At 50.9% G+C, this 12733-nt stretch carries 7 protein-coding genes; 3 read left to right on the forward strand and 4 right to left on the reverse strand.

The genetic code is table 11. From position 1 onward, the window contains the following. Positions 1 to 7: 7 nt before the first annotated feature. From C5O19_RS21255 to C5O19_RS21270, 4 genes are all read right to left on the reverse strand, one after another. Positions 8 to 2821, reverse strand: a complete 2814-nt coding sequence (locus C5O19_RS21255; protein WP_104715389.1) for a glycosyl hydrolase — start codon at positions 2819 to 2821, stop codon at positions 8 to 10. 226 nt (positions 2822 to 3047) lie between these two features. Next, positions 3048 to 4481 (reverse strand): arylsulfatase, encoded by a 1434-nt coding sequence (locus tag C5O19_RS21260; RefSeq protein WP_104715390.1) that lies wholly within the window; start codon positions 4479 to 4481, stop codon positions 3048 to 3050. A 369-nt stretch (positions 4482 to 4850) separates the two neighbouring features. Beyond that, positions 4851 to 5999 carry an alpha/beta hydrolase gene (locus C5O19_RS21265; protein ID WP_133163416.1) on the reverse strand — a complete coding sequence of 383 codons (1149 nt, stop codon included), beginning with the start codon at positions 5997 to 5999 and terminating at the stop codon, positions 4851 to 4853. Between the two features lie 215 nt (positions 6000 to 6214). Then, positions 6215 to 6670 carry a hypothetical protein gene (locus C5O19_RS21270; RefSeq protein WP_104715392.1) on the reverse strand — a complete coding sequence of 152 codons (456 nt, stop codon included), beginning with the start codon at positions 6668 to 6670 and terminating at the stop codon, positions 6215 to 6217. Between the two features lie 237 nt (positions 6671 to 6907). Here C5O19_RS21270 and C5O19_RS21275 point away from each other — a divergent pair, with 237 nt between their 5' ends. The 3 genes from C5O19_RS21275 to C5O19_RS21285 all read left to right on the forward strand — a co-directional run bounded on the left by C5O19_RS21275 (position 6908) and on the right by C5O19_RS21285 (position 12729). Beyond that, positions 6908 to 8026, forward strand: coding sequence for an efflux RND transporter periplasmic adaptor subunit (locus tag C5O19_RS21275; protein WP_165796088.1), 1119 nt, complete (start codon positions 6908 to 6910; stop codon positions 8024 to 8026). Positions 8027 to 8070: 44 nt separating this feature from the next. Next, positions 8071 to 11205: an efflux RND transporter permease subunit gene (locus C5O19_RS21280; protein WP_104715394.1), complete on the forward strand. Its 3135-nt coding sequence runs from the start codon at positions 8071 to 8073 to the stop codon at positions 11203 to 11205. 123 nt (positions 11206 to 11328) lie between these two features. Beyond that, entirely contained in the window at positions 11329 to 12729 is a 1401-nt protein-coding gene (locus tag C5O19_RS21285; RefSeq protein WP_104715395.1) for an efflux transporter outer membrane subunit, read from the forward strand. Positions 12730 to 12733 lie beyond the last annotated feature (4 nt).

The following is a 12733-nucleotide window of genomic DNA, read 5'->3' on the forward strand; positions in this document are numbered from 1 at the left end:
GGGCAACTTACTCAATGGGCTGAATCGTGATTTCCCCTTCCAGTCCGGACGGCAGGGGCTTCCAGTCTTTGGCCGTAAACAGGCCATCTTTACCCACGTTTTCTTTGAGCCGGGCCGGGAAGTTGGTATTATAAAACTTCTTGTACGCCCCACCCTGCTTCTCCAGACTAATAATGCGATTAGCCATGCCATTGGCTACTTTGATCTCCAGACTATTACTAGCTTTTAACCAGCGTTCTTCGAGCACTACCTGCTGATCATCTTCCAATAAAGTGCCCACTGATGTTCCGTTTACCAGCACTTCGGCACTGCCATGAAGTTTACCCAGTTGCAACAACCAGCGTTTGGCTGAACCTTCGGGTTTCGTAAACGTAGTTTGGTAACTAGCCAGTCCCGAAAACTCCAGTAATTCAGGTTGGTTGACCTCCGTCCAGGGTTTTAATATAGTTAGTTCTAGATCTGCCGGTAACCTTGGGCCTCCTTCCCTAAAGTGTACCTTCCAAGGACCCTTCAGGGCTGTTTTCGCTCCAGCTGTTTTGTAATAGGGAAAGGGTGTGCCCGTCTGTTGGGTAGGTGCCGTTTCCAGCAACAACGAGGCTCCGGCGGCTAGTTGAACCCAAACTTTTCCGTCTTGCAGGCGGGCGAGTCCCTTATTGCCCGTATACGCATCGTATAAAGCAACCGAGGCGGCCCTGGTTGAAAGCGGCAACCAGCCATCCCAGGCTTTTTTGTTGGTATTCAGGATAAAGTACAAGGTCTTTGATCCGATCAACCGGCGGCTAAACTGAATCCCTTCGGCTACCATCGCTTCCCGCCGTACCCCAGCCTGCTCAAATAACTCGGTCAAATCATTACCCAACAACAGTTGACCTTTACCCCAGACGGCCCGCTGACCAGCCTCCGATTTCGACCATTGTAAACCCGCGAAACCTTCGTCAAAAGCCTTTTGCTGGCTTTCGTGCTGGAAAAGGCCCGGCACCCGCTCGGGACGGTTTTTGTAAAAGATGACCGTGGCTCCGTTGTGTACTAGTTGCAAGAGAGCTTTTTGCGTTGCTAGGGGCAGGTAGTGCACGGCGGGCAAGACGAGCGTCTGGTAGCGGCCTCCTTGGCTAATCAGCTGCTTTTGCTGGGTCTGTAACGTCAGGATTTGTTTATCCGAAATATAGTCAAACGCGTAACCTTTCGCCTGCATTTCTTCGGCACTGGCTTCAAAAACGGTACCTTTAAAACCCTTCTCCATGCCATCAAAGTGTTGCAGCAACTCGCGACCGGGTTCGTTGTACTTATCGGCTAGCGGATAATACAGCAGGACATCGTTATTGGCCCGACCCTGCTGAAGAAAGGACTGCGACCGGGCAATATACTGGTTGAGCGTTGGGAAATGGTGCCAGAAGGGGTTGGTGGGCTGAAAATGGACAGCCGCGTAAAACAACCAGCCCGGCCAGGGGTCGGTACTAGGCGAATATTCAATACCGTGGTAAAACAGGTGATTCACGCCGCCCAGAAAGTACAGATCCGTAGCCCGCTTGACATCGCCCAGCGTGGAGACAAAGTGCTCATTAAGCCAGGTAGCCGCCTCGCAGGAAACGAGCGTTTTGCCCGTTACATGAGCAGCCGAGGAAGCGAACTTAAAACGGAAAATATCCCGGCCTTCAGTTTCTGGAATATCGGAGGTGGCGTACAAATCCAGAATGTTGGCGGGTGAGCCGTGGGACTGATTACGAATGGGATAGCCCCGCTGATTCGCCCATTTTCGCCAGGCTGATGTATAATTCTCCTGCAATAATTCACTGATGGTTAGTCGGTAATCGTATAAAACGCCGAGTTGGTTTTCGCCCTTGTCTAATAAATCGAAGAGGTGCTCTTCCAGTGCATAGCCCCGACGTTTCCTGAATTCGGCAAAGAATTCCGGCGTCCAGTTGGATTGGCCCCGGGCGTCGTCCACCTCGTAGGAATCGTTGAACATCGCCCGTAAGCCTTTCAGCGTATGACCCTTGAATGCCTGATCAAATTGGTTCAGGTACCGATCCGTAGCGACTTTCGAGAAATGATCGATGGCGTAACCCTCCCCGCCAGGGGCCGCCCGTTCAACCATCTTTCCGTGCATGCCTTCGAAGAGAGCTAGTAGTTTCCATGATCCGGCGGGTGCCTGCCAGTTGAGGGTATTATTCTCGTCGAGTTTGCTGGTCAGATCCAGCGTGGTACCCTGCTGATTTCGAGCCACCAGCCGCTGGGCTTTGAGCTGTGCGGGGTACTGAATCTGATCCAGAGCTAGCTCCTGCAGATTAGTATTAGCGGATAAAGGGGCTTTTACCTGCGACAACTCCAGTTTCGTTGGATTCGCCGTTCGAACGAATCCGGGTACCGAGTAAAGTACTTTCTCCGCCAAGTGTTGTCCTTCTTTGAGTTCGTAGGTTTGGTGATATACCGTTTTGGCGGCATCTTTCTCGGTAACCCAGGGGCCACCAAAGGGCCAGCCCGAGCCCTGCGACATATCAATCCCCAGATTCAGGCGTTTGGCTTCCTGGAGGGTATACGCTAAAGCCTCCATCCATTGCGGACTTAAATAAGTGAGAAAATCTTTTTCGTAGCCTTTCACCCCGTAAATCGGCACAATTTCGAGTCCACCCAAACCGGCTTTCTGGTAAGTTTCCAGGGCTTTACGAAGTTCCTGATTCTTAACGGCACTGCCCTCCCACCACCAACGGGACCAGGGTTTATGCTGAAAGGTAATTACGGGCCAGTTCACCTGAGCCTGACTGGCTCCGGCGACACTCAGTAAGCAGGTCAGCAAGCAGGCGGATAGCGTCGTTTTTTTCATAGGCAGTTACATCAGGGCACCGGAATTCGGGCACGCGGGTACGTTACTAAAGTGATCTATTTTTACCGGACTTTACCCTTACAGACAATAGACCGTTACGTCAGAATCAGCACTAACTCTATTCTCTATACGTTTTAAGATCCAGCAAAATTTTTCTGGGATTTAGAGAAGCGTTTGAGCAGGGATTTGTCTTAACTCGTATGTATGCACTTCGTAAAACGATACGCTACTTCTCCGCCGTTCCAAAAGGGAATAAAGCCGAGGGAACGTGCGACTGGTTCATCAACTGACCCAGTTCTTTGGCTTTCGCGGGGTATTTCGAGGCTAGATTAGTAGTTTCACCGGGATCTTTTAACAAGTCGTATAGTTCAACCGGGCCATTCGGCTGACGACCCGCGTTTAATCGTACAGCTTTCCAGTTGCCCTGGCGAATGGCTTGCTTGCCGTTTTGTTCGTGAAATTCCCAGTACAGGTAACTGTGCTGAGGCTGCTTGCCACGCCCCGTCAAGGTCGCCGCAAACGAAAGCCCATCAATGCCTTGGGGAGCACTCGTACCCGCCAGTTCACCGAACGTGGGTAATAAATCCCAGAAGGCTCCCAGGTAGGCACTCGATGAACCCGCTTTGATCGTACCGGGCCAGTAGGCCACGAACGGCTCCCGAATGCCTCCTTCGTACAGATCCCGCTTGTACCCCTTGAAAGGTCCGTTGCTATCGAAAAAATCCGGATCGGCTCCGCCTTCGATGTGAGGTCCGTTATCGCTGGTAAAAATGATAAGGGTATTCTTATCCAGCCCTTTTTCCTTGAGTTTAGCTACGATTTGCCCCACGTACCAATCCAGCCTTGCCACCATGGCCGCAAAGGTAGCGTGTGGGTAGGGCTGCGAAGTGTATCCGCCCCGGGTCGCTTCGGCACCGTAATCTTGCCCCACGTAGGGTTTTTCGGGAAACTTCCCTTTGTAGTACTGCAATAGACTGTCGTCGGGAACCAGCAATTCGGCGTGGGGTAGAATGTAGGGCAAGAACAGGAAGAAGGGTTGGTCGTTGGATTGGGCTTCGATAAAGTCCAGTGCTTTGGCCTGAATGAGATCAGGAGCGTACTGCTTCGTTTGACGAAGGCTCTCATTAGCTTCCAAAACAATCTTTCGGTCATTTTCCCAGAGATGGTTAGGATAGTACCGATGGGCCAGCGTTTGACAGTTATAGCCGTAGAAAGCCTCAAAGCCCTGGCGATTCGGATCGCCAACGGAGCCCGTGGGTCCGAGGCCCCACTTCCCAAACGCCCCAGTTTTGTACCCCGCCTGTTGCAATACTTCGGCCACGGTTACGACCGAGTCGGCGATGGGCTCCTGCCCCTCGGGCAATACGCCCTTGTTGCCCCGGATGTACGTATGCCCCGTGTGATGGCCTGAAATGAGAGAGGACCGCGAAGGGGCACAAACGGAGGTACCGGCGTAAAACTGCGTAAACCGCATGCCTCCGGCGGCCAGCCGATCAAGGTTGGGCGTTTTGATCTTCTTCTGGCCGTTGAATCCTACATCGCCGTAGCCCAGATCGTCCGCAATAATAAAGACGATGTTGGGCCGGGGAGCTTTTTGAGCCTGAACTATCGAAGCAAAGGACAGTATAAGTATAACCGTATAGCTGAAGGTAAATCGCATGACAAAGAGTTTTGAAACAGGTCTGAAAAAGACGCACAACCGGTGGGGTACTCCCTTACTCAAGCCGTAGAAAGCACGCTGAAAGCTCGTGACAACCGTTCATTGATTCAAAAGGGAAGAAAGACCCAACAAAACCTATTAATCTACTAAATTGATAGGCAAATAAAAGCAGATAAAAAGACTGAGGCAACTTTTTTAACATTCAATGGCGAACAATTCATATTCAAACAATAATTTATTAATGGTTATCAATACATTATATGACCTAAACTCAATGGCTACTTTAGAAAAAGCAACAAAAAATCCTCCGCCAGAAACGTTTAGTGTACAGCGGGCGAAGGACTTTGGGTTTAACGACAAACGACTGCTTCAGGATTTGGTATCTATAATCCGAACCTCCGGATATTGTCGGCTTATGCTCTGCCAATCCACTTTTGTACCTTTTAATACCTGATCGAGATAGGTACGCAAGAGAAACGTAATTCGCTGAAGCCCTGTACGTCCATCGATAGGACCTAACCGCACCTTTCGAATGGTTTCGGGAATTAAATCGGGGGCTAGTAAGGCGTAGTCCTGAAAATTGGAATGATAGATACTGGCAATGGAGATGTACAGGCCCTGCGAAGCCTGAGCCGTTGTTTTTGCCATTTGTTCATACCGCCAGCCCCGATCCGAATCCTGCTTCAGAGCCTGCCAGGACCGTTTTTCCATTGGAGCAGGGATTTGATTGAGAAACAGAACCGGGCAATGCGGCTTGGCTTGGGCACTGGCTTCCATTAGGTCCCCATCCAGATTTATGGCCGCTTTCAGATTTTCGTGCGTACTCGCCGTCAACAGAGCCGCTGCTCCGCCTAGGGAGTGGCCCAGCACCGCCATTCGCTGAAAGTCAACGTGTGCTAGAATCGGTTGAAACTCGGCCGCTTTTGTGTGAAGTTGATTTAGCACGTAGCTAAGATCGTCCGCCACTACCTGGTATTTATCCCCGGAAACGCTTTCCGTTACGAATGAACCGACTGGGCTTTGCACGACGGGTGATACCGGCGAAGAATTCACCGCGACAACGACGTTGCCCGCACTGACCAGTTCCTGAATAATAAAGCTGTACTCAAGCGTAGACCAGCCTAAACCGGGAGCAAACAGAATAACAGGCCATTTCTTTCGGCCGGACAGGCTTGGATGCTCGGTTAGATACGCTTTACTCGTCGCCACCGCGTTGGCGGCGGACTCACCCAGCTTTTTTTGCAGTACTGGCAAATAAGCACTCCGCCAAGCTTGCGTTGGAATTACGAATTGTCTTTGGTTGGTTTTCTCAGTCGGAACATAAGCGAATACGGAGATTTCCCGGTTTCCCCGGGAGCTATCCCTCACGCATAACCAGTACCGCCCGACGCCATGCTTACCACTAGGTGCGGGGAGTAACAAATCAGTAGCGGCGGTAGACTGAGCAGAGGTACTAAAACTCAAAAAGAGAAGGACGGCCCACCCCAACAGAGTGGAAAAGAAACGATACGATTTCATCAGGTTTTCCGGTAAAAGTTGAACACACACCTGATTACTCTGCGTAGGCAGAAAAGTTACAAAAGGAGTCTCGTTTGCTACTAAGAATACGGGCAAAAATACGCTTAGCCCGTATTCTTACGTTAAAATCATGAACCTTACGTACCGCCCATTCATTGGTTCAATACTAGAGTTAACGCTCCATTTCCCTCAACAACAGCTAGTTCTATCCCGCCTTAGTCAACTTTTTTAAAAACGTACAAAGGTCCGTCCACCATTCGGTTATCTAACCTAAGCTGATTGTTCCCACAAAGTGAAATTTCCCCATTACTTAAAAACAATACCCTTCTATCATCGGATTGCTTTCTTTGAGCGTACTCAAATACCCCGTTGGTTTTAGTGATCGTAAATTGAAGCGTTTGTACCGTTGAATCGTTCTTAAGAACGATCATAGACTGATCCTGAGCCAATTGTATCCGAATATTATCTTCGATTAAAGTAGTTTGGTTGGTCCAGCCTGATTGAGAAGAGACCAGAGCCCATTTTCCCTGGGCTTCGCTTAGTAGGGCATCCACATTTTCGTAGGTATTCTTACAGACCGCTTCTGGTTCATCTTTTTGGCAGGCACTGAAGATCCACACCAGTGCATACATCGCTACTAATGCTACGGGTACTGAGAGCAGTCGTTTCATAGGAAAATTGGTTTGTTACTTCGCTCAGACACGTCAATACAACCTATAGTTGGCAAAGAGAAAGTAAATTTTTTGTACTCCCTGCATATTCTTCTTTAAACTAGACGAATGAGTCGGCGTTCTTTCCGACTGAGTAGGCCGTTTGACAGACTGGGTAACAAAAAAGGAATCCTACCTTTGCGGCCTATCTATATTTGCTGCATTAAAAATGCAATCAAAGTGAAACACTTCCCATTCTTGAAAAACGATACGCTGTTGTTGGTGCTGTTGGGTGCTCTTATAACCCTGGCTGGTTGCCATTCCTCCGCAGAAAACCAAACCACGCAGGCCGCTGCCCCGCAACGACGCAGCGTACTAACCCTGCAGAAACGTTCCGTAACGCTTCACAAAGAATACCCCGCCCGCATTGAAGGCAAGGTCAACGTTGACATTCGTCCGCAGGCAGAAGGCTATCTGGAAAAGATTTACGTTGAAGAAGGAGCGTTTGTCCGGGCGGGTCAGCCGCTGTTCAAAATAGCCGATGCTCCCTACCGCGAAGCCCTGCATACGGCTCAGGCCAACCTGGGAGCCGCCCAGGCGGAATTAAAGAAAGCGACGCTGGAAGTTGAAAAATTCACCGAACTCAGTCAGAACCGGGTCACCTCCGAATTTCAGCTAAAAACGGCTAAAGCCGCCTACGAAACGGCCAAGGCCAACGTGGCCCTGCAGCAAGCTGCCGTCGCCACGGCTCAGATCAATCTGGGCTTTACCCTGGTCAAGGCTCCCGTCAGCGGTTACATTGGCCGGATTCCTAAACGCCTCGGTAACCTGGCTTCCCGCAGCGATACCGAACCCATGACGACGCTTTCGGACATCAGTCAGGTTTACGCCTATTTTTCAATGACCGAGCAGGACTTTCTTCAGCTCAGCCGAAATTCTACGCAGTCCCTCAGCGAAACCCTCCAAAAATTGCCGAACGTACAGCTGGTACTCGCCGATGGGAAGCCTTTCGAGCAGCCCGGCAAAGTACAGATGGTGGACGGAAAGTTTGACACGGGCACGGGTAGTATCAGCGTTCGGGCGGCTTTTTCCAACCCCCGGTATCTGCTCCGCTCGGGCAATACGGGTCGCATTGTACTGCCCGAAACCCGGCAGAGTGTCATTCTCATCCCAACGCAGGGCGTGGCTGATATTCAGGATCAGTTCTACGTCTTCCGTCTGACCAAGGATAACCACGCCGAGCGGGTACCGATTGAGGTCAACGGAAAAAGCGGCGATAACTACGTGCTGGTTAAAGGCGTCAACGCGGGTGACCGCATCATTGCCAAAGACGCCGGAATGGTAACGGAAGGCGAGCAGGTACAACCGGTTCAGTAAACGATCTCCTGTAGCCAGTACTCACTGGCGAATCATTTCTCCTTATGCTTCAACAAATTATTCATAGGCCCGTACTGGCCACGGTCATCTCCATTGTACTGGTGCTGCTGGGCCTTATTTCCCTGACCCAGCTGCCGGTCATGCAGTTCCCCGACATTGCCCCCCCAACCATTTACGTATCCGGTCTCTACCCTGGTGGCAACAGTGAAAGCGTCACGCGTTCGGTGATTACGCCCCTGGAAGAATCCATCAACGGGGTGGAAAACATGCAGTACATCAAGTCTACGGCGGGTAGCGATGGCTCCTTTTCCATTCAGGTCATCTTTAATCAGGGCACAAATCCCGATCAGGCAGCGGTAAACGTACAAAACCGGGTTGCTCAGGTCAACAGTCAGATTCCCGCGGAAGTGATTCGGGCGGGGATTACGACCATCAAACAGCAGAACAGTAACATCATGTTCTTTAACGTGATGAGTCAGGATTCGGCTAAGTTTAATGAGCTTTTCCTTCAGAACTACGCCAAAATTAACCTGGTGCCGGCCCTTAAGCGGATCAAAGGGGTAGGAAACGTGCAGATTTTCGGCAGTAAGGACTACTCGATGCGAATCTGGCTGAACCCGCAAAAGCTGACGGTAAACAACCTCGTTCCGCAGGATATTGAAACCGCCATTGCTAACAGTAGTCTGGAAGCTTCGCCGGGGAAACTGGGTGAAGAATCGAAGGCTCCCCTACAGTACATTGTCAAATACAAGGGCAAGCTCAACAAACCCGAAGAGTTTGAACACATCATTCTGAAAGCCAAACCCGACGGATCGTTACTCCGGCTTCGGGACGTGGCCCGCATTGAGTTCGGTTCCGCTTTTTACGACAGCGATAACAAAGAAGATGGTAAACCAGCCGTTACCCTCGCCATTCAGCAGGTCAGTGGTTCCAATGCCAATGAAATTGAAATTGCCGTTCGCAAAACCCTCGATGAAAGCAGTAAACGCTTCCCCAAGGGCGTGCAGTACGACATCATCCAAAGCGTGAAAGAACGCCTCGATCAATCCATCGATCAGGTGAAGCAGACGCTGGTGGAGGCCTTTATTCTCGTGTTTATTGTGGTGTTTCTGTTTTTGCAGGATTGGCGTTCCACGCTAATTCCAGCAATTGCCGTACCCGTGGCCATTGTGGGTACCTTCTTCTTTTTGCAGATTATCGGCTTTTCCATTAACGTACTGACGCTTTTTGCTCTGGTACTGGCCATCGGGATTGTCGTGGATGATGCCATTGTCGTGGTGGAAGCCGTTCACGCCAAAATGGAAAAAGAACATCTGGAACCCGAACAGGCTACAGTTTCCGCCATGCAGGAAATTACGGGAGCCATTTTATCGATTACCATGGTGATGGCGGCCGTGTTCCTTCCCGTAGGCTTTATGAGCGGTCCGGCGGGGATTTTCTACAAGCAGTTTGCCTTTACGTTGGCGAGTGCCATTCTGATTTCAGCCGTCAACGCCCTGACGCTAAGTCCGGCCCTGTGTGCCCTGTTTCTGAAAAATACGCATGGTCAGACGCCCAAGCAGAATTTCAGTCAACGCTTTGTAACGGCCTTCAACGCGGGTTTTGACAACCTGACGTCCAAGTACATCCGTATCATCCAGTTTCTCATTGCCCGCAAATGGGTGGGGATTGCCGCTCTGGCCCTGGTCACCGGACTGGCCTTTTTCCTGATGAGCCGGGCACCCAAGGATTTCGTACCCAACGAAGACGATCGCTTCATTGTCTACTCGCTTTCCTTACCTCCCGGCAATAACCTAAAATTCACGACCGCCGCTATTCGCCGCATCGATCAGGCCGTTAAGAAAATGCCGGAGGTAGAATCCGTAACCAGCGTATCCGGTTTTAACCTGTTGAGTAACAGTGCTGGTCCCGCCTACGCTGTTGGCTTCATTCGGCTGAAAGCGATTAAGGACCGTGGAGAAATTCAGGACATGAACGAGATTATCGAAGCCATGAACCAGCGGCTGGCCAACGTCAAGGAAGGGGATTTCAGTCTCTTCCGATCACCTCCCGTGGAAGGTTTTGGCAGCGTAAACGGCTCAGAACTCGTGCTACAGGACAAAACGGGCGGCGATCTGAGCAGCTTTAACACCCAGGCTCAGCAAATCATTGGAGCTCTGAATCAGGACCCGGCCATTGGAGCGGCGTTCACCACTTTCCGCAGTGACTTCCCGCAGTTTGAAGTGATTGTTGATGAAGATAAAGCCTACCAGCTGGGCACTACGCCCCGCGAGGTCATGACGACGCTGCAACTCTTTTACGGCGGTGCCCAGTCGAGTGATTTTGTTCGCTTCGGGAAATTCTACCGGGTGAACGTCAAAGCCGAAGGCCAATTCCGGATGGATGAAGAATCCCTGAATCAGGTCTTTGTCAAAAATGCGAGTGGTCAGATGATCCCGATTGGCAACCTGGTTCGCTTACACAAGGTATACGGCCCCGACGTGGTCAACCGCTACAACTTGTTTAACAGCATTACCGTCAATATTCTGGCCAAGGAAGGCTACAGCAACAGCCAAAGCATGGATGCTACCGAGCGTATTCTCCAGGCAAAATTACCCGCGGGCTACGGTTACGAATGGAGCGGACTGAGCCGGGAGGAAAAAGAATCCGCGGGCCAGATGGTACTCATCTTCGGCATGTGCGTGGTGTTTACCTACTTCCTGCTGGCGGCTCAGTACGAGAGCTATCTGCTACCCCTAGCCGTTATTTTATCCATTCCGACGGGTTTACTGGGCGTGTATCTGGCCATCGGCATGGCGGGTATTACTAACAACATTTACGTGCAAATTGGCTTGATCATGCTGATTGGATTGCTGGCTAAAAATGCGATTCTGATCGTTGAATTTGCCCTCAAAGCCCGACAGTCGGGGCTGGGTATTGTGGAGGCGGCCGTAGAAGGAGCCCGGCAACGTTTCCGTCCCATTCTGATGACTTCGCTGGCTTTCGTGGCAGGTTTGATCCCGCTAATGTTTGCAACGGGGTCCTCCGCCGTAGGTAACCGTTCCATCAGTACCAGTGCAGCGGGAGGAATGATCACCGGCGTCCTGTTAGGGTTGCTCATTATTCCACTACTGTTTGTCCTTTGCCAGTCTTTACAGGAAAAAATAAGCCGGAAACGCTCCCGGCCCCAACCTGTATAGGCGTAAATAAGCCAGGTTAACGATAGATGAGTAGTAAGCTCCGGCCCGTTTTTGCTGGCCTGTGAGGCGGGTTCGGAGTTTGCTTCCATCCACATTTCCCTTATCTAATCGATTGATTAGCACATGAAAGCCTTTTATTCCCTACTACTCGTGTTTGTTCTGCTTACCTCCTGCCGGGTGAGTAAGGATTTCAAACGCCCCGATACTCAGACGCCCCGGCAGTTTCGAAACGATCAGCCCGCCGATTCTAGTCTGGCTACGCTGCCTCACCTCCGGGATTTTTTCGCCAATCCCTTACTTCAGGCATTGATTGATACAGCCCTGACGTCCAATAACGATTTGCGGATTGCCATTAAAAACATCGAATACGCTCAGACCACGTTAAAGCAGGTGAAACTCAATTACCTGCCTGATCTGAACGCTCAATTGCAGGTGAGTCGCAACCGAACGGCCCGGAACAGCTTCGCCGGTCTGGGTAATGAAGCGTTTATTGGTACGCTAAATGTCAGCGACTTTAGTCTGAATATGGGCCTGAACTGGGAAATTGATCTCTGGGGTCGCGTCAGACGACAAAAAGAACAAGCCTTGTCGGATTTGCTTCAAAACGAAGCAATCAAACGTGGCGTACAAACGCGGCTGGTAGCTGATGTAGCCAGTGGATTTTACAACCTATTGATGCTGGATGAACAGCTCAAAATTGCCGTCCATAGTCAGGAGTTGAGTGACTCTACCGTACGGATTACGAACATCCAGTACCGCGTCGGGGAAGCGACGCAACTGGCCATTCAGCAAGCCAAAGCTCAACTCGAAGCCACCAAGCAACTGATTCCGCAAATTCAGCAAAGTATTATCCAACAGGAAAACGCCTTAAGTCTGCTTTGCGGACAATACGCCAAAGCGATTCTACGTCAGGCCCATACCGGTCCGGAATTTACGATTAACCCCAAAGGCGGCTATGAGGTATCCCTACTAGCAGCCCGGCCCGATATTCACGCCGCCGAATACGCCCTTCGCTCGGCCAACGCCCGGCTGGGTATTGCTCAAACGGCCCTGTATCCTCGCTTACTCATTACCGCACAGAGTGGTCTTACTTCCTTCCAGGCTTCAAACTGGCTGAGTGTACCGGGATCGTTTTTCTGGAACATCGCCGGAGGGCTCACCCAGCCCATCTTCCAGCGTCGCCAGTTGAAAACGCAGGTGGAGCAAGCTCGTATTGATCAGGAACGGGCAGCCATTACCTTTCAGCAGGCCGTACTCACGGGTTATATGGAAGTATCGAATGCCCTGGTAGCCAACCAGAAACTCGAAGAACAGATTCAATCAGCTACCAACCGGCGACAAGCCCTCGAAGAAGGCATCGGCTCAACGGAGCTGTTGTTTAAAAACGGTATGGCGAACTATCTGGAAATTATTACCGCCCAAAGTAATTACTTGCAGTCCCGACTGGCCGTCACCCAATTAGAACGCGAAAAAGCCAGTGCTACCATTGAGCTCTACCGGGCTTTGGGCGGTGGCTGGCGTTAATTCC

Source organism: Siphonobacter curvatus, assembly GCF_002943425.1.
Lineage (GTDB): Bacteria > Bacteroidota > Bacteroidia > Cytophagales > Spirosomataceae > Siphonobacter > Siphonobacter curvatus.

Excerpts from the sequence above, each read along its gene's own strand:
- C5O19_RS21280 (WP_104715394.1), top strand. The coding sequence starts at position 8,071 with ATGCTTCAACAAATTATTCATAGGCCCGTACTGGCCACGGTCATCTCC.
- C5O19_RS21255 (WP_104715389.1), bottom strand. The coding sequence starts at position 2,821 with ATGAAAAAAACGACGCTATCCGCCTGCTTGCTGACCTGCTTACTGAGT.
- C5O19_RS21265 (WP_133163416.1), bottom strand. The coding sequence starts at position 5,999 with ATGAAATCGTATCGTTTCTTTTCCACTCTGTTGGGGTGGGCCGTCCTT.
- C5O19_RS21285 (WP_104715395.1), top strand. The coding sequence starts at position 11,329 with ATGAAAGCCTTTTATTCCCTACTACTCGTGTTTGTTCTGCTTACCTCC.
- C5O19_RS21260 (WP_104715390.1), bottom strand. The coding sequence starts at position 4,481 with ATGCGATTTACCTTCAGCTATACGGTTATACTTATACTGTCCTTTGCT.
- C5O19_RS21270 (WP_104715392.1), bottom strand. The coding sequence starts at position 6,670 with ATGAAACGACTGCTCTCAGTACCCGTAGCATTAGTAGCGATGTATGCA.